The following is a 20,382-nucleotide window of genomic DNA, read 5'->3' on the forward strand; positions in this document are numbered from 1 at the left end:
ACGCTGCCGCGACGGAGACAAGCCCCGAACCCCTTGCACTGCTGGCCTTGCGGTCTTCGGAAGATCCATGGAACACTCAACAGTAAAGAATCTTTCCAGTAAGGTGCTCTCCATCCAGGAGGCCGGGCAAGTGATGATCAAGGAAAGACTCGCCGAGCTCGTCGCGGAGTCGTCCGACGGTGAGATCAGCGCCCGGGAGGCGCTGACGGCGGGAGTACCGCTCAGCGCGCTCGGACTCACCTCCATCGCGCAGTTACGCCTGATCGACGCGATCGAGTCGGAGTTCGGCGTCGAGATCGACCTCACCGACGAGGGCGTGGCGCTGCTCGACGACCTCGACGCGCTGGCCGGGCGGCTGGCCGCGCGATGAGCGCCGACTTCGCCGCGCGCGACTCGGGCACGGCGCCGCTGACCTGGGGGCAGCGTGCGATCTGGGAGGCGATCCAGCGCACCGCCCCCGACGACCACTACTTCAACTTCGGCCGGGTGCTCAAGGTGCCGGGCCGGCGCTCGGCCGCCGAGGTCACGAGCGCGCTGGGCGCTCTGGTGGAACGGCACGGCGCCCTGCGCACCCGCCTCGGCGACCGGGCCGAGCAACGGCTCTTCGCCAAGGGCGGCCTGCCCGTCGAGGTCGTCGAGGGCGACCCGGGCAAAGTGCTGGACGACCTGGCCGCCACCCGGTTCGACTACTCCGCCGAGTGGCCGCTGCGCGTCGCGCTCGTGGCCGACGGCGACGCGGTCACCCACGCGGTGCTGGTCTTCTGTCACCTCGCCGCCGACGGGATCGGCGCCGAAATCGCCGTCCGCGACCTGCGCGCGCTGATCCTGCGCGGCCACGTGGCCGGGTCCCGCGCCCCGCAGCCGCTCGAACTGGCCCGCTGGCAGGGCGGCGCCGAAGGCCGCCGGGTCGCCGAAGCGGCCGCCGCGCACTGGGCGGAGGAGCACCACCGCGCGCCCGCCACGATGTTCGCCGAGCCGGGCGGCGAGACGAGCACGCCGCCCATCTGGCGGGCGATGCTCCGCTCCCCCGCGCTGGGCCTGGCCGTCCGCGCGATCGCGTACGCCCGGCACACCTCCACCTCGACCGTCCTGCTGGCCGCCACCGCCCAGCTCGCCGGCCGGCACTCCGGCCACGACACCTGCGCGATGCTGCCCATCGTGGCCAACCGCTTCCGCCGCGACAGCCTGGGCATCGTCAGCACGCTCTCCCAGGAGGGCCTGTTCACGCTGGACGTGAGCGGCGAGTTCACCGACGTGCTGAGCGCCGCGGGACCCGCCGCGATGCGCGCCTACCGCTCCGCCTACCACGACCCCGCTGACCGGGCGCGCGTGGTCGCCGCCGAGAGCGAGCGCAGGGGCGAACCCGTCCACCCCAACTGCTGCTTCAACGACATGCGCCTGGCCGACCCGGGCCCCGCGCCCTGCTCGGCAGCCGAACTCGACAAGGCGCTGGAGGACAGCGCGCTGGAGTGGCCGATGAGCCAGGACATGCTCAACTGCAGGTTCTGCGTGCACGTGACCGGCGAGGGCGTCTCGCTGACCGCCGACACCCGCTACCTGCCGCGCCCCGCCATGGAGCGCTACCTGCTGGACCTGGAGTCCCTGCTCGTCGAGACGGCCCGCCGATGACCGTCAGCGCCTACGCAGCCGCCACCTCCTGCGAGCAGGGGTCCTCACTGCGGTTCACGCTCTCCGCGCCCGCCGGCGTCGAGGTCGCCGACGTCGCCGACGAGCGCGTCCTCTTCTCCGGCACGGCCACGCGCGACTGGAAGCTGGAGATCGGCGCCGACTGGCCCAGCTCCCTCTACCGGGCCCGGTTCGGCGCCGAGATCCCCTGGCCGCAAAGCCTGCCGGGCGGGCGTCCCTGCCCCGACAACGAGGTCTACTTCGTCGTACGGCAAGCCGTCGCGACGTCCCCGATCCTGGTCAGCCTGCCGTTCACCACCTGGCAGGCGTACAACAGGTCCGGCGTGCCCGGCGAGGGCGTCTACTGGACCGAGTCCCCGCACCGGGCCGCCAGGGTCAGCTTCGACCGCCCCGGCGTCGGCCCCTCCCCCGAACGCTGGGAGCAGGGCATGCTGCGCTGGCTGCGCCCGGCCGGCTACGACGTGGCGTTCTGCTCCAACCTGGACCTGCACGACGGGCTCGACCTGCTGACCCGCCACCGCGTGCTCGTGGTGAACGGCCACGACGAGTACTGGACGGCCGGCATGCGCGACGCCGTCGAGGAGTTCGTCCGCCTGGGCGGCAACGTCGCCTTCTTCGCCGGCAACACCGCGTGGTGGCAGATCCGGCTGGAGGACGGCGGGCGGACCATGGTCTGCCACCGGGACGCCATCGCCGACCCGGTCGCCGATCCGCGCCTGGCCACGGTGGAGTGGTCGGCCGCCGGCCGTCCGGAGAACTCCCTGACCGGCGTCAGTTTCCGTGCCGGGGCGGGGACGTGGGGGCCGTACATGCCGCGCATGCTGGAGGAGTCCTACACGGCGCGCTTCGCCTCGCACTGGGTCTTCGAGGGGACCGGGCTGACCGACGGGGACGAGTTCGGGCGGGGCTGCCTGGGCTACGAGACCGACGCGGCCGAGTTCGAGGAGGTGGGCGGGGTGCCGCGGGCGACCGCACGGGACGGCACGCCGGCCTCGTTCGTCGTGCTGGCCACCGCCGACCTGCGCCACTGGGCCTCCTACGGCCAGGGCGGCATGGCCACCATGGGCGTCTTCACCAGCGGTCTCGGCCAGGTCTTCACCGCGGCCACCGTCAACTGGGGCAACACGCTGCACGACCCGGTCGTCGAGCGCATCACCAGAAACGTCATCGACCGCTTCTCCGCCGAGGAGAGCGAGCGGTGGGAGGTCATCGGCCCGAGCGCCGACCTGCGGGCGATGGCCGTGTTCGGCCGCACCCTGTACGCGGCGGGAGCAGGCGGCAGGCTCCTGAGACGCGAGCTGTGCGGCCAGAACCTGCCCTGGGCCGCCACCGCCGCCACCGCCGACCTCCGCGGCCTGGCGGTTCCCAGGGAGGCCGCCGGCGGCCGCGGCGTCGCCCTCTACGGCGTCTCCGCCGAGGGCCGCCTCCTGCAGCTCGACGGCACCGGTACGGCCTGGCTCGACCTGGCCCCGGCCCCGGAGAACCCCGTGGGCCTGGCCATAGCCGACTGCGTCTTCTACGTGGCCACCGCCACCGGCGAGCTGTGGCGCCAGCCCTTCGGATCCTCCGGATGGGAGCCGGCCGGATCCTCGGGCGGCGCCGTCAGCCTCGGCGGGATGAACGGGCGCCTGTTCGCGGTGGACGAGCGCGGCCTGCTGCTGACCATGCTGCCCGGAGGCGCGTGGGAGGAGCACGGGCTGGAGGTCCCCGGCACCGTCCTGACGGCCCATGCGGGGCTGCTCGTCGCGGGCGGCCCCGGCCTGCCGCTGCGCCGGCGCCCGCTCAGGAACATCGGGACGCTGGCATAGCGGGAGCCGGCGGTAAGAACCGCCGGCTCCCGGGTGCTCAGGCAGGGTGTGTTACCACCACCACCCTCCTCCCCACCAACGCCTGCGGCAGCCGCCACCCCAGCGGCGCCATCTACGGTGACGCCTCCGCCTGTGGCGACGGCGGTGGCCATGGCCCCAGCCATCCCAGTCTGTCGAGAAGCCGACATTCGCCATGATTCCCCTCCTCATGAACAAGCTCCCTCTGACGGGAGCCCCTATATGCCGACAAATCGACGCTAACACCGCATAAGTCACATATAAGGAGATAAAGGGAGTATTGGTGCGTTCTTGGCGTGCAGCCCCTCAAGCCCAAATCCGCATGGGAACGATCGGTGGAAAGTATCTTGAGGCCTTGGCATTACCGAGGTCAGAAGCGAGCCGCCCAGACCAGTTCGTGCATAAGGGGCCCCGGCATCGCCAGCACCTCCCCGAAATCGGTGGCCAGCGGCGCCAGTTGGGAGGCGTAAGCCAGCACCGCCCGGCGCTTGGCCACCCACGCCTCGCCCTTCAGCGACGGCGCGCGGCACGGCGCGATGGCACAGGACAACGCCCTGATCGGCGCGCCCGCCCGGGGATGCTCGGCCAGCGCGCCCGCCGCCGCCTCGGTGCCCCACTCGGGCACGACCGAGGCGTACGGCAGGTCGGCGTAGATCCACGGCGCGGGCAGCCCTGCCCCGGCCAGGGTGTCGAGCGCCTGGTCGCGTACCTGGGCGTGGTCGGCGTTGCCGATGCCCATCGGGATCAGGATCCTGGTGGCCGCGCCGGCGTGGGCGCGCAGGAATTCGGCCAGGCCGGCCAGCCGTACGCCGTTGGCGGGCAGATCCGGGTTGTCCAGGACGAGCTGCTCGACGCCGAGCAGGTCGCACGCCCTGGCGTCCTCGGCCCGTCGCTCGCGGGCGGCCTCAGCGGCCGAGGTGAACCCGCACAACCGCTCCCACGCCGACGGCGCGCGGCCGTTCGGCGGCGCGCCGCCGAACACGGTCACGAACACCGCCGGGCGGGGCAGCGCGTTGAGCAGCCCCGACACCGACAGCGCGGCGTCGTCGAAGTGTGGCGAGAGCACAATCGTGCGAAAGCTCACTATCTGGCTCCGTTTCGCGTCAGCGCCAATCCCCGGCTGCCGCGTTTTCGGACGTAGGCCAGGCCGTCGCAGACCTGTTCGAGGGCGGGCGGGGCCAGTTCGCGGCGTTCGGCGACCCGCCAGACGTCCTGCTCGCGCACCCATGGCCAGATCGTGTCGGCCATGCGCTCCTCGGCCAGCGAGATGAGCAGGACCTCCGCGGGCAGATCGTGCAGCACGTCGAGGTCCTGCCCGTAGTACAGCATCTCGCCGAGCAGGTAGACCTTGGCCGGCCAGCGGCGGTGCGCGGCCAGGTCCTCCAGGCTGTCGGGCAGCGCCGCCACGCCGTGCTCGCGTTCCAGGCGGTCGCGGAAGAGCGGATTGGGCTCGGCCGCGCGCACCTCATACCCCTTGGCCAGCAGCCGCGCGGTCAGCGCCCCCTGGCAGGCGCCGACCTCGACCACCGGCCCGTCCTCCGGCACGCACCAGCGCGCCACCCACGCCGCCGTGGCGTCCAGACGGGCCATCTCGTACGGCGAGCCGCGAAACTCCCACGGGTCGTCGGCCAGCGCGGCGTCCTCCCCGAGGCTGGCCGTGAGCGCGTAGAGCCGGTCGGCCTGCCCGGCGTCCACCCGGAAGAACCGCTCCACCGAGGGCACCCGATCGGTGGTAACCAGCCGCTCGGCCACCCGGCTCGCCAGCAGCGCGGCGCCGTGCCGTACCACGAAATCGATCTTCGCGGCCGCCTCGGCCGGGGTGAGCGCGGCGGCCTGGTCGGCGAGCACCTGCAGGTGCGCGCTGTCACCCGCCGAGCAGAGCGCCGCGCCCGCGCTCCGCGCCACGGTCCATCCGTGGCGCGCCCGCCGCATGCGGTGGTCGGCGGGCGAGTGGGTCCACACCACCGGGGCGCGCAGGGCGGCCAGGGCTTCGGCCACCTGCTCGGGTGTGGGCGGGGCGGCGGTGTTGCGTCCGGGCTCGACGTACGGCGCGAGCAGGCCGAGCCGCTCGCGCAAGGGCAGTCCGCCCGGCAGGACGAGCGCCGCGGCAGGCACCCCGACCAGCACGTGGACATCGTCGTCCGGGTGCCGGGTCAGGACGGAGACGAACTCCAGGGCGACGTCCTCGGCATGCAGGACGGCCAGGACAGGCAGCATGGTGGTTTCCCCCGTGAAGTGGTGTCAGCCGGGCCGGATCGCGGCGATGGCCTCGCGCAGCGCCGCCGGCGGGCGGTCGCCGAAACGCTCCAGGTAGGCGGCGGTCTGCTTGGGATCGTCCTTGAGGAACGGGAAGTCGCTGGCGACCATGTGCCGGATCGCCAGCAGCGGCACCGGGCTACCGAGCGGCCTGAAGTCGGGGTTCCAGAGTCCCGCCTTGGGCGGCGGCCCAGGGTAGAACTCGCCGATCATCAGCCCGGCCTCCACGTACTCCTGCTTGAGCTGGAGCTGCGCGGCGTCGATCAGGTCGGCCGCGCGGGCGTGGGGCAGGTCGGGCACCAGCACCAGGATCGTACGGAACTGCGGCGAGACGCCGGCGGGCGCCACCAGCCGCTGGAACCAGGAGCGGTATCCGGCCAGCAGGCCCGACAGCTCCTCCACGGTCGGCTCGCCGGGGCAGACGGCCAGGTAGAAGGTGCCCCGGTCGAGGGAGGTCTGGGCGTAGGGGCAGACGGGGCCTTTCCTGCCGAGGGACGGATGGGGCCGGGTCAGGTACGCGCGCGCCCAGTCGACGATGGCGCGCAGCGGCTTGCCGTACATCTTGACCAGGTCGGAGTCCCCGTCGAGGTCGGCCACTTCGATGAGCGCGCGAGTGGGGTCGGTGGGATCCGTGAGCATGGTTTAGCGGACCTTCCTGGCGAGCATGGCGACGGCGGCGAGTCCCGCGGCGCCCGCCGCGGCCCAGCGCAGGACGGCGTCCTGCCGCTTGGCCTTGGCGAGCGCGTCCGCGTAGGGCGTGGTGGTGTGGGAGACCATGGTGTAGAGGGGAACCCAGCGGCCGGGGAAGATCCTCGCCAACGTCAGATCGGCGCGCTTGCGCGCGTGGTGGAGCGGCGAGCGGACCCGCTCGCGCAGCTCGACGAAGTTCTGCCTGGACAGCTCGTCCAGGACGTCGGTGTGCGGCCGGCGCCGGTGCTCGAACTCGGCGAAGGCGGCGGCCAGGTCGTCGGGATGCTCGTCCAGGCAGGCGTCGAGCACGGTGCAGTCTTCGAGCGCGGAGTTCATGCCCTGGCCGTAGAAGGGGTAGACGGCGTGGGCGGCGTCACCGATCAGCACGACCCGGCCCTCGTGGTGCCACGGCGCGGTGCGGATCGAGACGAGATGGCCGACGGGGCGCTCGGCGAACTCCTTGGCCAGGTCGGGGATGAGCGCGAGCGCGTCGGGGAAGCGGTCGGCGAAGAACGCCTCCGGGTCGGTGATGGCGGCGAGCTTGTCGTAGGGCAGGAAGAGGGTGGCGGTGGCGGAGCCGTCCAAGTTCGGGTGGGTGACGATGAGCCCGTCGTCGCCGCCGGGCCACACGTGCAGCGCCTCGTGGTGGCTGGGCATCCTGGGGATGGTCAGCTCTTTGTACCCCCAGGGCAGGTACTCCTGGCGGAAGTCGGCGCGGGCGCCGCGGTGCATGAGCGTCCTGACCGTGGAGAACGCGCCGTCGGCGCCCACGACCGCGTCCGCCTCCGGCAGGGCGCTCAGGGTGGTGTCGAAGTGGAAGGCCACGCCGGCCGCGTCGGCCTGGTTGACCAGGCTGATGACCAGGTCGCGGCGGCGGATCGAGTGCAGGATCTCCGTCTGGCGGTTGCCGTAGGGATGGAAGGCGACCTTGCCGTCGGGCGCGTGTACGGCCCGGCCGCGCATGGGCACGGTCAGCGGCTGGATCTCGGCCATGAGCCCGACGTCGGTGAGCGCCCGCATGCCGCGGGCCGACAGGCCGAGGTTGATCGAGCGGCCCTCTTCGTCGTCGTAGCGGCGCGGGTCCGGCCGGCGTTCGTAGACTTCGACCTGGTGGCCGCGCCTGACCAGGTAGCAGGCGAGCAGGCTGCCCGCGGGCCCCGCCCCCACGATCGCGATCTTCACTGCGCCTCCCGCCGCGCCACGAGCAGTTCGTCGGTGCCCGGCGCCGACAGCGGCAGGCGCTCGACGCCGCTCAGCCCGGCCGCCGAGGCCCAGCCGGCGACCTCGTCGAAGGTGTACAGACGGCCGCCCTGGGTGGCGGCGAGGTTGAGGCTGAAGCCGCCCAGCAAGGCGGTGTCGTGCGCCCTCGCGCCGTCCGGCGGGTCGGCGAAGGGTTCCAGGACGAGCAGGACGCCGCCGGGCCGCAGCGCGCGGGCCGCACGGGCGACCAGGTCGGCGCCGGCCTCGGGGTCGAGGCCGTGCACGACGTTGAACAGCAGCACGGCGTCGTGGCTGCCGTCGATGGGGTCGGCCAGGTCGCCGGGGACGAGCTGGATCCGCTCGGCCAGCCCGGCCTCATCGACGTGGGCGCGGCCCTGCGTGAGCGCGCCGGGCAGGTCGACGACGGTCGCGGTCAGCTCGGGCGCGGCGCGGCAGAAGGCGATGCTGTAGATCGCGTGCCCGCCGCCGATGTCGAGAAGGCTGCCGCCGATCTCCGGGGCCGCCTCGACCACCGCGGGGGCCAGCATTCCGGCCAGCCCCGCCAGCATCGTCTGGAAGTCGCGCACCCGGTCGGGGCTGCGCTCCAGCCAGGGGTAGAACGGCTCGGGCGGGCGCCCGGTGCGGACCGCGTCCTCCAGCCCTTGCCACAGCTCGCCGAGCAGGTCGTGCCAGACGGCCAGGGTGGGCGCGAACCCGCCGTCGGCGTTGCGGTCGAGCCACGGGCTGGCGGGCGGGCCCGCCGTATAGAGGTCACCCGACTTGCGCAGGTAGCCGAAGCCCACGAGCGCGTCGAGCAGAACGGTCAGAGGCTCACCGGGCAGGCCGAGCTTCGCCGCCACGCCCGCGGCGGACTGCGGGCCGGCGCCCAGAACCTCGAAGAGGCCGAGCCGCTGGGCGGTCCCTGCCGCGCGGAAGGCCATGGCGCCGATCAGGTCGAGCATGGCGCCAGGGCCTTGGTTCAGATCACGAAAGGAATGAAGTACGTCAGGATCTAGATAGAGCGGCATCCGAGGGCTCCTCGATGTCGGGCAGTTCCGTCTCCACCCGGCGCAGGCGCGGCTGGAGGTAGGCCAGAGGCGCGAGCACGAGCAGCCCGGCCCCGGCGATCAAGAAGATGAAGGCGATCCCGCGGCCGGGACCGGTGCCGATCAGCGCCCCCACGCTGTCGGCCAGCGCGCCGCCGGGCGCGAGCATCGGCTCGAAGACCCGGTCGGCCAGCGGCCCCGCGGCCAGGTAGGTCAGGACGGTGGCGGCCTGGGTGACCATGCGGACCGCGCTGAGCACGCGGCCCAGCTCGTTCGGCGCGGTCTTGAGCTGGATGACGGTGATCCCGGTCCCCTGCACGAACGGCAGCGTGAACAGGAACGCGGGGGCGACCACGGCGATCAGCCAGGGCGACGGGCTCAGGCTGTGGGCGGCCAGCAGCACGCCGCCCGCGACCATGAAGACGAGCATGCCGCGCACCCGCTGTTTCGGGCCGCCCCAGGCGCTCATCACGAGCCCGCCGGCGAAGATCCCCCCGCCGCCCGCGGCCATGAGCACGCCGAGCACGGCGGCCGAGCCGAAGGACAGGATGAGCGGCTGGACGAGCACGCCGGCGATGCCGAAGAACAGGTTGTAGGCGGCGAGCAGGACGACCAGCCAGAACAGTCCTCGCCTGGTTCGCAGGTAGGACAGGCCGAAGGCCAGGTCGCGCAGCCACGGCTCGGCCGGTTTGCCCTCGCCGGGCCGGGTCACGGCCTTCGGCAGGGGCACCAGGTGGAGCACCACCCGGGAGATCAGGAAGGCCGCCAGGTCGATGACGACCACTCCGGTGAGTCCGACGGCGACCAGCAGCGTGCCGGCCAGCAGCGGCGAGGCGATGCGGACGGCGTCGGCCACCTGCATCATGCCGTTGGCCCTGCCGAGCTGTTCCTTCGGCACCAGCAGGGGCATCATCGAGTGGTAGGCGGCCATCTGCGCGGTGCCGAAGACGGCGCCGACGGCGGTGACGAGGTAGATGTGCCAGACCTGCAGCCCGCCGGTGGCCAGCAGCACCGCCAGGGCGCCGGTGGTCAGCGCGGCGCCCAGGTCGGCGCCCATCATGAGCTTGCGCCGGTCCCAGCGGTCGGCCAGCGAGCCGACCAGCGGCGCGAAGACCACCTCCGGCAGGATCGCGCAGAGCGTGATCGTGACGAACTGGGTGGCGGAGCCGGTCTGCTGGAAGACCCAGACACCCAGCACGAAGCCGGTGATGCTGGAGGTGATGATCGACAGCAGCTGGGAGGACCAGATGATGACGAAGGTCCTAGGCACGACATCCTCCCGGGAGTGTTCCGGAGTCGATCAGGTCGTCGAGGTAGGCGTCGAGCAGGGCGGGCGCGGGCGGGCACACCAGCCCCGCCTGGGCGAGCCTGGCCTCGGTGGCCGAGCAGTCGAAGCGCGGGCGGTGTTCGTCCCCGTGCTCGTCGCCGTACTCGGCGAAGTAGGCGGGGAAGGCGGCGACCGGCAGTTCCTCGCCCTTCTCCAGCCGCTCGCGCACCTCCGCCCGCCACTCCGACGCGGGTGACAGGGCCACGGCGACGCCGTGCGCGACCATGCCGTCCGCGAGCTGGGCCGAGCTGAGCGTGCCCGGGTTGTAGTAGTGGAAGTCGCCTTCGGCTCCGCTCCTGGCCAGGTGGCCGATGGCCGCCGCGACATGGTCCACGGGGGCCATGTCGAGATGTTCGCCGTCGGGAACCGTGCCGAGCAGCGCGCACGTGGCCAGGAACCTGGCCAGGAAGTCGTTCTTGGGCACCTTCCCGGTACGGCTGTCGCCCGAGATCCGCGCCGGCCGGTGGATCGCCACCGGCAGCCCCGCCTCCCTGGCCGCGGCGGCCAGCCGGTCGGCCACCCACTTGCTCTGGTCGTAGCCGAGGTGCAGGTGTTCGGGGTCGGGCAGCAGGTCGCCCTCACGCACCACCCGCTCCCCCGGCGCCAGGTAGACGCCGAGCGTGGAGACCAGGTGCACGGGCGTGGCCGAGCGGGCGGCCAGGCGCAGGATCGCCAGCGTGCCGTCCACGTTGGCGGCCTTGAGCCGGGCGTAGGGGCGGGTGAAGTCGACGGCGCCGCCGTTGTGCAGGATCAGGTCCATCTCGCGGGCGGGCATGATCGGCCCGGTGGCCAGATCACCGGGTTCGGGGACGATCCTGTCGGTGAACTCCTCCTGCCACAGGCCGTGCGCTTCGAGGTTGCGGCGCAGGCGGTCGGCGGGGGCGGCGCCCCTGACCAGGCAGTGGACGGTCGCCGTCGAGCGGGTCAGCAGATCGGCGAGGAGGTGGGCGCCGAGGAAGCCGGTGGCGCCGGTGAGCAGGACCCGGCCGGGTTCGCGGCGGGGGCGGGCGGGGACCACGGCGTAGTCGGCCGGCAGGACGGCGTCGCCGTACAGGCCGGGCGGGGCGGTGGCGGGGGCGTGGCCGTCGAGGGCGGCGGCGAGCTCGGCCAGGTCGGCGCAGGCGAAGAAGACGGGCAGTTCGACGCGGACGCCGGTGGCGTCGGCGAGGCGGGTGACGGTGCGCGGGGTGAGCAGGGAGTGGCCGCCGAGGTCGAAGAAGTTGTCGCGGCGGCCGGCGCGGACACCGAGCACCTCCTCCCAGACGGCGGCGACGGTCTCCTCGGTGGGGGTGCGCGGGCTCTCGTAGGCGACGGCGGCGATCTCGGGCTGGGGCAGCGCGCGGAAGTCGATCTTGCCGTGCGCGGTGAGCGGCAGGGCGTCCAGCGCGACGGCGGCGGCGGGCACCATGGCGGGTGGCAGCCGGTCGGCGAGGAAGGCGCGTAAGTCGGCGGTGGAGGGCGGGTTGCCGGTCAGGTAGGCGACCAGCCGGCCGCCCGCGGCGGTCACCACCGCCTCGCGGACGCCGGAGTGGGCGAGGCAGGCGCTCTCGACCTCGCCGGGTTCGATCCGGACGCCGTTGATCTTGAGCTGGCGGTCGGTGCGGCCGAGGAAGTCGAGCGTGCCGTCGGCGTGGCGGCGGACGAGGTCGCCGGTGGCGTACATGGTGGCGCCGGGCAGGAACGGGTCGGGCTGGAAGCGGGCGGCGGTCTGCTCGGGGCGTCCGAGGTAGCCGCGGGCCACGCACTCGCCGCCCAGGTGGAGCTCGCCCGGCACGCCGACCGGCGTGGGCCGGCCGTGCCGGTCCAGCACGTACGCGCGCACGTGCGGCAGAGCCGTGCCGATCGGCAGATGGGTGCGGCCGGTGAGCTCACCCCCGTCGACGGTCCGGTAGACGGTCGCGCAGACCGTGGCCTCGGTGGGTCCGTAGTGGTTGTAGAAGGCGACCCGGCCGCCGGTGAGCGTGGCCCACGCGCGCAGCCGGTCCAGCGGGACGCTCTCGCCGCCGACCATCATGGTGGTGAGCGGGCCGGTGTTCACGGGGCCGTGGCCGGTCAGGTCCTCCACCCACTGCTGCCACAGGGCGCTGGCGGTGTCGACCATGGTGATGCCGAGCCGTTCGCACAGCGCGAGCACCGCGGGGCCGCCGAGCGAGGCGGGGTCGGGGTGCAGGACGAGCGCGGCGCCGCTGACCAGCGCGGGGAAGATGTCGCCGACCGAGGCGTCGAAGCTCAGCGGCGGCACCATGAGCACGCGCTGGCCGGGGCCGAAGCCGTGCGCGTCACGGAAGGACATGGCCAGGCGCGCGGCGGTGCGGTGCTCGACGACGACGCCCTTGGGCGTGCCGGTCGAGCCGGAGGTGTAGATCACGTAGGCGGCGCCGGGTTCGCTCGCGCCGCCGGGCAGCCGCTCCACGCCCGTCTCGGAGATCACCGCGGCGCAGCCGTCCAGCATGAGCCGGGTCCTGGCCTCCGGCTGGGCCGGATCGACCGGCACGTACGCCGCGCCCGCCTTGAGCACGGCCAGCAGCGCCACGATCGCCTCGGGCCCGGCGCGCATCCTGATACCGACCAGCTCTCCCGGCGCGACGGCGAGTTCCTCCGCCAGCAGGCCGGCCCGCCGGTCGAGCTCGGCGTACGACAGCAGGCTCTCCTCGGTCACCACGGCCGGCGCGTCGGGGGTGCGGGCGACCTGCTGGGCGATGAGCCCGTCGAGCCGGTCGGGCAGCACCAGCGCCAGTTCGGCGGCGGTGAGCATCCGCAGCTCGCTCAGCCGCTCGCCGGGCCGCTCCACCATCTCCTCCAGCAGCCGCCGCAGGTGCGCGGCCATCCGCTCGACGGTGGCGGGTTCGAACAGCTCGCTGCCGTAGGTGAGCATGAACTGCAGGTGGCTCTCGTAGACGACGACGTCGACGGCCAGGTCGAACTTGGCAGGGGCCAGCCCCGAGATGACCGGGGTGCGCTCCAGCCCGGCGAGCGTGAGGCTGCCAGTGCCGTCCGTCAGTCCTTCGTCCGGGTTGTCGAGGTTGAGCATGGCCTGGATGAGGGTGCCGTCCTCGCCCTGCCGGCGTAACGCGGCGACCACCTCGTCGAAGGGCACCTCCCGGTGCGCGAACGACTTCAGCACCCTGCGGCGCACCCGCTTGATCAGGTCGCGCACGGTCGGGTCGCCGGCCAGGTCGGCGCGCAGCGCGAGCGTGTTCACGAACGGGCCGAAGACCTGCTCGAAGTCGACGTCCTCGCGCCCGGCGACGGGGATGCCGACGCAGAAGTCCTCCTGACCCGAGTACCGGGCCAGCAGAGTCTGGAAGGCCGCCAGCAGCACCATGAAGGGTGTGCACCGCTCGGCCCTGGCCAGCGCCGTCACCCGCGTCCAGAGCTCGGCGGGCATGCGGTGGATGACCAGGTCGCCGGCGCCGGTCGGCGCGGCCGGGCGCGAGTGGTCGGCGGGCAGGTCCAGCGCGGGCACGCCGCCCAGGTCGGCGGTCCAGAAGTCGAGGTGCGCGCCGTGGTCCTGCTCGCGCTGGCGCCGGGCATAGTCCGAGTACGGCGGCGCCACCGGCAGCTCCGGCGCCGGTCCGCCCGAGGCGTGGGCCGCGTACAGGGCCGACAGCTCGGGGAACAGGATCCGCTCCAGCGACCAGGCGTCGCCGATGATGTGGTGCAGCACGAACACCAGCACGTGCTCCCGCTCGCCGACGCGCAGCAGGCTCACTCTGGCCAGCGGGCCCGCGGCCAGGTCGAAGGGGCGGTTGGAGCGTTCGGACAGCAGGGCGGGCAGGTCGGCCTCGGTGGCGTCGAGCAGTTCGACGGGGACGGGGGCGGCGGGGCGCACCACGGCGGAGGGGACGCCCTCTGCCTCGGGAAAGACGGTTCGCAGCGCCTCGTGGCGGGTGGCCAGGTCGGTGAAGGCACGCTCCAGGGCGGCGACGTTCAGGGGGCCGGTCAGCCGCTCCGCGACGGCGATGTTGTAGGACGAACCTCCGCTGGAGAGGCGGTCGAGGAACCACAGGCGCTCCTGCGCCCTCGACATGACCGCACTGTGCATGAAGACCTCTCCTTGAGCACCATTTGGGAGGTTCACAAACTCTTAGGAAACTTTCCTATTTATTAGCCGAGTTTGATGCTATACACAGGTGATGACCACAGACAAGGACTTGGCATGACGTCATGGGTGAGCTCGCGGAACGCCGAGAGTTCCGCGCTGGCCGGGCTTGCCGACGCCGTGCTGCAACCCGGATTCAAGGGCACGACTCTGCCCGATTGGGTCCGCAAACGCCTTGCGACCGGCTTAGGCGGCATCGCCCTCTATTCGCGAAATTTGGTAGAAAAAGGACAGATAGAGGCACTTACGGCGGCAATCCGGGCGGAGAATCCGGACGTGATCCTCGCGCTCGACGAGGAAGGCGGCGACGTCACCCGCCTGGAGGCCTTCACCGGCAGCTCGCGGCCCGGCAACCTGGCGCTCGGCGCGGCCGACGACCTCGTGCTGACCCGGGGCGTCGCCCAGGGCATCGGGCGCGACCTCGCGCGCGCGGGCGTGAACCTCAACTACGCGCCGGTCGTGGACATCGACGCGGGCCTGGACAACCCCGTGGTCGGCACCCGCGCCTTCGGCGCCGACCCCGAGCTCGTCGCCCGGCACGCCGCGGCCTGGGTCACCGGCCTGCAGGCGGCGGGCGTGGCCGGGTGCGCCAAGCACTTTCCCGGCCACGGCGCCACCGCCGTCGACTCCCATGACGCGCTGCCCACCGTCGAGCTGCCCGCCGAGGAACTCGCCGTCACCGCCCTCGTCCCCTATAGGGCCGTCATCGCCGCGGGCGTCAAGGCGATCATGACGGGCCACCTGCTGGTGCCCGCGTACGACGCCGGCGCCCCTGCCACGGTCAGCGCGCCCATCATGATGCGGCTGCTCCGCGAGGAACTGGGCTTCGAGGGCCTGATCGTCACCGACGGCATCGAGATGCCCGCCGTCTCGGCCGCGTACGGGCTCGGGGGCACCGCCGTACGGGCGCTGGCCGCCGGGGCCGACGCGCTCTGCGTGGGCGGGGAGAACGCCACGCCCGGCGTGGTCGGGCTCCTGCGCAACAGCATCATGGCCGCCGTCAACGACGGCACCCTGCCCGAGGAGCGCCTGGCCGAGGCCGCCGCCCGCGTCCGGTCCGTCTCCGCGTGGGCCGCCCGCCACCGCGACCCCTTCCCCCGGCTGCCCGGCGACGACGGCTCGGAGGCCGCCGCGCGACGCGCGCTGCGCGTGAGCGTCCGGCGTCCGCCCGCCGGATCGGGCCCGCCGCACGTGATCGAGCTGGACGCCCCCACCAACCTCGCCATCGACCCGGTCACCCCCTGGGGCCTGGGCGTCCCCCTGTCCCGCCTGCTCCCCGGCACCACCGTGCTGCGGCTGAGCGCCCCGGGCGCCGCCGAGCTGGACGAGGCGGTGCGCGCGGGCGCCGGGCGCCCCCTGGTGATCGTCCTCAGGACCGCCTACCGCCACGCCCACCTGACCGGCGCGGCCGACCGCGTCCTGGCCCGCGTCCCCGACGCCGTCGTGGCCGAGCTCGGCGTGCCGGGCGAGCAGGTGCCAGGCGCCGTGCACGTGGCGACGTCCGGCGGGACCACGCTGTGCTGCGAGGTCGCCGCCGAGGCCCTGGCGAACCTGCTCAGGAACTGAGCAGTTCCTCCCTGGCCTGGTCGAGCGCGGCCAGCACCGCGCCACGCAGCACCGGGTTCTGCTCCATCGTGCTGGTGACGACCTGCGGCCGGACGGGGCAGATCCGCGCCACCGCCTCCTCCACCCGCGAGGTCAGGGCCGCGCCGCCCGCGTGGCCCACCTCGCCGGCCAGCACCACCAGCCCCGGGTCGAGGATCACGCACACGGCCGCCACGCCGAGGGCCAGGCGATGGGCCAGCTCGTCGAGCAGCGGGTCGCCCCGCTCCCCCGCCGCCACGGCCACCCGGACCGCCTCGCCGGCCGAGGCGGCGGCGAAGCCGTACCCCTTGGCGAGCTCGGCGACCACTTCGGCGCTGACGAGCGACTGCAGGCCGCCCGCCAGCGTGGGCAGGCGGCCGGGCACGGCGTGGATGTCCTGGGGCAGCGGCACGCCCGGCACGGCGAGGTAGCCGATCTCGCCCGCGCTGCCCGAGCGGCCGCGGTGGAGCTTGCCGCCGAGCATGACCGCGAGGCCGAGGCCGCGGCTGGCCCACAGCAGCACGAAGTCGTCGATGCCCTGCGCCGCGCCGTCGGAACGCTCGGCGATAGCGGCGAGGTTGACGTCGTTCTCGATCGTGACCTCGCGCTTGAGGTCGCCGGCCAGCGCCTCGTGGATGCCCTCGTGCCAGCCGGGCAGGTCGAAGGAGAAGCGCACGTCGCCGCTGCGCGGGTCGACCACGCCGGGCGTGCCGATCACGACGCCGCGCAGCTTGGCCAGGCTGACCTTCGCGCTGCGGCAGGCCTTGACGATCGCGCCGTGCACGACCGGCACGGGGTCGTCGTGGCCGTTGGGGTCGACGCTGACCTCCGCGATCGTGCGGCCGTGGATGTCGGCGATCACGGTGGAGATGAGCTCCGGCCCGACCTCCAGCCCCGCCACGAACGCGCTTGAGGACACCACCGAGTAAAGGGCGGCATTGGGCCCGCGCCCGCCGCCCTGCGTGCCGACGACCTCGACCAGCCCCCGCTCCTCCAGTCTGGAGAGCGTCTGCGAGGCCGTCACCTTGGACAACCCCGTCAGATCGCCGATCTGGCCCCGCGTCATGGGGCCGGTGGCCAGCAACAGGTCGAGCGCGGCCCGGTCGTTGATCTCTCTCAGCAACCTGGGCACACCAGGACGTCGCTCCACGCTGTATCCCACCGTCATTCAGTCAAGGTTGTTGGAAGTTTAGCGCTCCAGCTCTTGCGAATCATCGCAGGCGAACACGAGGATGGCTCATGACCATCCCCCGCGGCCCGCTCCTGCTCGGGCTGGGCGTCACTTTGCTCTTCGATGTGCTGCGTGTCTTCCTGCCCTCGTTGATCACGCTCTTCGGCCGCGCGGGCGAGACGCCACCCGAGCTGATGGGACTCTACGCCGCCGTATGGTTCATTCTGCCCTTCCTCGCCGTTCTGGTCAGGCCGAGGTGGGCTCTCGCGGGTGGCGCGGTCGCGCTCGTGCTGGCCCGCCTGCTGCTCCAGGCCGAGATCTCGCAGCTCTACGTCGCCTCGGCGGGCGTCAGCGCCGGTCTCGTCTTCCTGTACGGCAGCGCCCGCACCATGCCCAGATCCTGGGCCGCCCCCGGCGTCATGGGCGGCCTGGCCCTGTCGTTCACCGTCCACTTCCTGCTGGACGGCGTCGACCTGGTCTGGCGCGACGGCCCGGTCGCCTGGCTGGCGACCGCCACGCTGTGCGCCGCGTTCCTAGCCCTGACCTGGAGCTTCCGCCCTTCGGACGCCGATCCGGCCCCGTGGTCGGTGTGGTTCCTGGCGGGCCCGGTGATGCTGGTCGCCGGCATGTCGGCCACCGCGCAACGTACCGGCTCGGGTCCGGGCGGCGGCTGGCTGTGGGTGATGCCCGTGGTGCTGGCGCTGGTCTTCTCCCCCTACCTGGCCACCCGGCCGCCGCGCTCGTCCTGGAGCGCGATCGCCTTCGGCGTGTTGTGCGTGGCGGGCACGGTGTTCCTGCAGCCTTGGGCCGTCGTGGCCGGCGCCGCCGTGCTGATGGCGGTGCCCGGCGGCCCGTCCAGGCGGCCCGGCGCGGCCGTGCTGAGCGGCGGGCTCGTGTTCTTCGTGGGGTTGTTCGTCTACTACGCCGCCTACGACATGAACCTGGGCTTCCCCAACCGGGTCGTGCCCGTCGTGGCGGGCCTGCTGATCGCCGGCGTGGCATTGTCGGCATATTTCCGGCACCGTCCGCCGCCTTACGCCCTCGGCCGCATCTGGCCGCTCAGCGCCGCCGCGGTCGTGGTGGCGCTGCTGGCGGGCGCGACGGCCTACCAGCCGGAGCCGGCCGTACAGGCCAAGCAGGGTGACACGCTCAAGCTCATCGCCTACAACATCCGCATGGGCTTCGGCCTCGACGGCCGCCTCTCGCTCGACCGGATCGCCTCCTGGGCCGTCGCGCGCAAGCCCGACATCGTCCTGCTCAGCGAGGTGGATCGCGGCTGGCTGCTCAACGGCGGCCACGACGACCTGGCCCGCATCGCCCGCGGCCTCGGCATGAGCTACTACTTCGCCCCGGCAGCCGACGAGCTGTGGGGCGACGCTCTCCTGACCAACCTGCCCGTCGGCGCGCTGACCTCGCACAAGCTGGGCGGGCACGACTACCCCACCGGCGCCCAGGCCCAGACGTTCACGGTCGAGGTGGGCGGCAAGGAGGTGGGCGTCGTCAACACCCACCTGCAGGCGCCCGAAGGCCAGGCGCCCGAGGTGGCGGCCATCGTCCGCGGCCTGCGCGCGGGCGGGCGGCCCGTGGTCCTGGCCGGAGACCTCAACCTCCGGCGCGGCGACCCGGGCATGCGTGTGCTGGAGTCGGCGGGCCTGACGGACCCGCTGGTCGCGCTCGGCGACCCGCCCACCTCACCGGCCGACGCGCCGAAGGAACGCATCGACCACGTGCTCGTCAGCGACGGTCTCACGGTCGTGTCGGCGGAGGTGCCGCCCCTGCCGCACTCCGACCACCTGCCCGTTTTGGTGGTCCTGCGCATAACCAGTGTTGACCACCAGGGATAATCGACAACATGCGCCTTTCCGCTCGTGTCGACTACGCCCTCCGTGCCGCCGCCGAACTCGCCGCGGCCGGGGCCGGCCCCACCACCGTGGGCGAGCTCGCCAAGGAGCAGGACATGCCGCCCAAGTACCTGGAGAACATCCTGCTCCAGATGCGCCGCGCCGGGCTGGTGCGCGGCCAGCGCGGCCCGGAGGGCGGCTACGTCCTGGCCCGCCCGGCCGGCGAGATCAGCCTCGCCGATGTCATCAGGGCGGTCGACGGCCCCCTCGCCAACGTGCGGGGCGAGCGCCCCGAGCACGTCGGCTACCGGGGGCCCGCCGAATCGCTTCAGGCCGTCTGGATCGCGCTGCGGGCCACCGAACGCGCCATCCTCGAAGAGGTGACGCTCGACCAAGTGGCCACCGGCACCCTGCCCGAGCGGGTCCGCCAGCTAGCCGCCGACCCCGCCGCCTGGGACTGACCCCGGGACCTGCGCCGGGCCTGGGCCCGGATCGTGGCCTGGATCGGGGTCGGGCCCCCGGCTCGCGCCGCGGGCCGCCGCCCGGAGCAGCAGCAGCGCGGCCAGCTCGACGATCGCCGCGGCGGCCGGGAGCACGGCGCTGCCCCATGCCTCCAGGAGCAGGCCGCCGAGCGCGCCGCCGCCGGACACGCCCACGTAGACCGCGCTGCTGTTGAGCGCGAGCGCCTGCGGGCCGGCCGTACCCGCGAGAGCCAGCAGCCGTGTCTGGGCGGGCGGCGGGATCCACCACGAGACGCCCGCCCACACCGCCAGCAGCGGCAGCAGCGCGAGCAGCGGCACCGGCCGGACGAGCCAGCACGCGGTGAAGGCCGCCATGACGGCGGTGAAGCCGCCGACGCCCACCAGCAGCGCCCGGTCGGCGCCCCACTTGTCGGCCGCCCGGCCTCCGAGCTGCCCGCCGGCGAGCCCGGCCACCCCGGCGAGTACGAAGATCCAGCCCAGCTCCGCCGCCGACACCCCGGCGAGGTCGCGCAGGTAGGGGGCCAGGTAGGTGAGCACCATCATGCTGCCCATCACGATCGCGACGATGCCGAGGAGCCCGAGCAGCACGGGCCGCCTGGCCAGCGGGCGCAGCCGCTCGGCGATCGGCATCGCCGGCACCGGCGGCAGCTCGGGCAGCGTCCAGCGCACGGCCACCAGCGCGACGACGCCCAGCGCGCCCCCGAGCCCGAACGTGGCCTGCCAGCCGAAGGCGCCGCCGACCCAGGTCCCGATCGGTACGCCCAGCGCGAGCGAGCCAGTCAGCCCGCCCATCACCAGGGCCAGGTACCGCCCGCCGCGTCCCTCCGGCGCGAGCGCGGTGGCGATGGCGTAGGCGGCGGGCACCACCGCGGCGGCGGCCAGCGCGGCCAGCACCCGCAGGCCCATGAGCAGCGCGTACGACTCGGTGAAGGCGGCGGCCCAGTTGGCGGCCACGAACACCAGCAGCGCCCAGGTGACCAGCCCTCTGCGCGACCAGCGCGCGGTCACCACCGAGGCCACCGGCGCCCCGAGCGCGAAGGCCAGCGAGAACACGGTCACCAGCTGGCCGGCCGCCGCTTCGCTGACTCCGAGGTCGGCGGCGATGGCGGGCAGCACACCGGCGATGACGTAATCGTCGGTGGCGAAGGCGAACGTGGTGAACATCAGCGCGAACAACCACGCGGGCATGACTCTCCCCTCGATAAAGGTA

Annotated in this window: 15 protein-coding genes; 6 read left to right on the forward strand and 9 right to left on the reverse strand. The window is 73.3% G+C overall.

Features of this window, described 5'->3' with window-relative positions; genetic code table 11:
• The first annotated feature begins 133 nt into the window (after positions 1–133).
• The 3 genes from ACIBHY_RS32810 to ACIBHY_RS32820 are packed head-to-tail and all read left to right on the forward strand — an operon-like array spanning position 134 to position 3,455.
• A complete protein-coding gene (locus ACIBHY_RS32810; protein WP_379625479.1) occupies positions 134–370 on the forward strand; it encodes an acyl carrier protein in 237 nt (78 codons plus the stop codon).
• On the forward strand, positions 367–1,629 hold the full coding sequence (locus tag ACIBHY_RS32815; RefSeq protein WP_397248439.1) for a condensation domain-containing protein: 1,263 nt from the start codon (positions 367–369) through the stop codon (positions 1,627–1,629). Before ACIBHY_RS32810 ends, ACIBHY_RS32815 begins: the two co-directional genes overlap by 4 nt.
• Positions 1,626–3,455 (forward strand): N,N-dimethylformamidase beta subunit family domain-containing protein, encoded by a 1,830-nt coding sequence (locus ACIBHY_RS32820; RefSeq protein ID WP_397308729.1) that lies wholly within the window; start codon positions 1,626–1,628, stop codon positions 3,453–3,455. Before ACIBHY_RS32815 ends, ACIBHY_RS32820 begins: the two co-directional genes overlap by 4 nt.
• A 388-nt stretch (positions 3,456–3,843) precedes the next feature.
• Here ACIBHY_RS32820 and ACIBHY_RS32825 read toward each other — a convergent pair whose 3' ends face one another.
• The 7 genes from ACIBHY_RS32825 to ACIBHY_RS32855 are packed head-to-tail and all read right to left on the reverse strand — an operon-like array spanning position 3,844 to position 14,037.
• On the reverse strand, positions 3,844–4,557 hold the full coding sequence (locus ACIBHY_RS32825; RefSeq protein ID WP_397248434.1) for a PIG-L family deacetylase: 714 nt from the start codon (positions 4,555–4,557) through the stop codon (positions 3,844–3,846).
• A complete protein-coding gene (locus ACIBHY_RS32830) occupies positions 4,557–5,690 on the reverse strand; it encodes a hypothetical protein (protein ID WP_397308730.1) in 1,134 nt (377 codons plus the stop codon). Before ACIBHY_RS32830 ends, ACIBHY_RS32825 begins: the two co-directional genes overlap by 1 nt.
• A 24-nt stretch (positions 5,691–5,714) precedes the next feature.
• Positions 5,715–6,368 (reverse strand): DUF6875 domain-containing protein, encoded by a 654-nt coding sequence (locus ACIBHY_RS32835; RefSeq protein WP_397248430.1) that lies wholly within the window; start codon positions 6,366–6,368, stop codon positions 5,715–5,717.
• Between the two features lie 3 nt (positions 6,369–6,371).
• Entirely contained in the window at positions 6,372–7,601 is a 1,230-nt protein-coding gene (locus ACIBHY_RS32840; protein ID WP_397308731.1) for an FAD-dependent oxidoreductase, read from the reverse strand.
• Positions 7,598–8,581: a methyltransferase gene (locus ACIBHY_RS32845; protein ID WP_397248426.1), complete on the reverse strand. Its 984-nt coding sequence runs from the start codon at positions 8,579–8,581 to the stop codon at positions 7,598–7,600. Before ACIBHY_RS32845 ends, ACIBHY_RS32840 begins: the two co-directional genes overlap by 4 nt.
• A gap of 43 nt (positions 8,582–8,624) precedes the next feature.
• Positions 8,625–9,935 carry an MFS transporter gene (locus ACIBHY_RS32850; protein ID WP_397248424.1) on the reverse strand — a complete coding sequence of 437 codons (1,311 nt, stop codon included), beginning with the start codon at positions 9,933–9,935 and terminating at the stop codon, positions 8,625–8,627.
• Positions 9,928–14,037, reverse strand: a complete 4,110-nt coding sequence (locus ACIBHY_RS32855) for a thioester reductase domain-containing protein (protein WP_397308732.1) — start codon at positions 14,035–14,037, stop codon at positions 9,928–9,930. Before ACIBHY_RS32855 ends, ACIBHY_RS32850 begins: the two co-directional genes overlap by 8 nt.
• A gap of 114 nt (positions 14,038–14,151) precedes the next feature.
• On the opposite strand from ACIBHY_RS32855, the gene ACIBHY_RS32860 reads away from it, so the two are divergent.
• Complete coding sequence (locus ACIBHY_RS32860; protein ID WP_397248420.1) at positions 14,152–15,660, forward strand: glycoside hydrolase family 3 protein; 1,509 nt, start codon at positions 14,152–14,154, stop codon at positions 15,658–15,660.
• Here the strand turns inward: ACIBHY_RS32860 and ACIBHY_RS32865 are convergent.
• On the reverse strand, positions 15,650–16,828 hold the full coding sequence (locus ACIBHY_RS32865; protein WP_397249137.1) for an ROK family protein: 1,179 nt from the start codon (positions 16,826–16,828) through the stop codon (positions 15,650–15,652). The genes ACIBHY_RS32860 and ACIBHY_RS32865 overlap by 11 nt on opposite strands.
• A gap of 89 nt (positions 16,829–16,917) precedes the next feature.
• On the opposite strand from ACIBHY_RS32865, the gene ACIBHY_RS32870 reads away from it, so the two are divergent.
• On the forward strand, positions 16,918–18,693 hold the full coding sequence (locus ACIBHY_RS32870) for an endonuclease/exonuclease/phosphatase family protein (protein WP_397308733.1): 1,776 nt from the start codon (positions 16,918–16,920) through the stop codon (positions 18,691–18,693).
• Positions 18,694–18,701: 8 nt separating this feature from the next.
• Positions 18,702–19,151 (forward strand): RrF2 family transcriptional regulator, encoded by a 450-nt coding sequence (locus tag ACIBHY_RS32875; protein ID WP_397248416.1) that lies wholly within the window; start codon positions 18,702–18,704, stop codon positions 19,149–19,151.
• Here ACIBHY_RS32875 and ACIBHY_RS32880 read toward each other — a convergent pair.
• Positions 19,122–20,360: an MFS transporter gene (locus ACIBHY_RS32880; protein WP_397308734.1), complete on the reverse strand. Its 1,239-nt coding sequence runs from the start codon at positions 20,358–20,360 to the stop codon at positions 19,122–19,124. The two genes, ACIBHY_RS32875 and ACIBHY_RS32880, sit on opposite strands and share 30 nt — an antisense overlap.
• Between the last annotated feature and the right edge of the window lie 22 nt (positions 20,361–20,382).

Origin of the sequence: Nonomuraea sp. NPDC050547 (assembly GCF_044457345.1) — a bacterium.
GTDB lineage: Bacteria > Actinomycetota > Actinomycetes > Streptosporangiales > Streptosporangiaceae > Nonomuraea.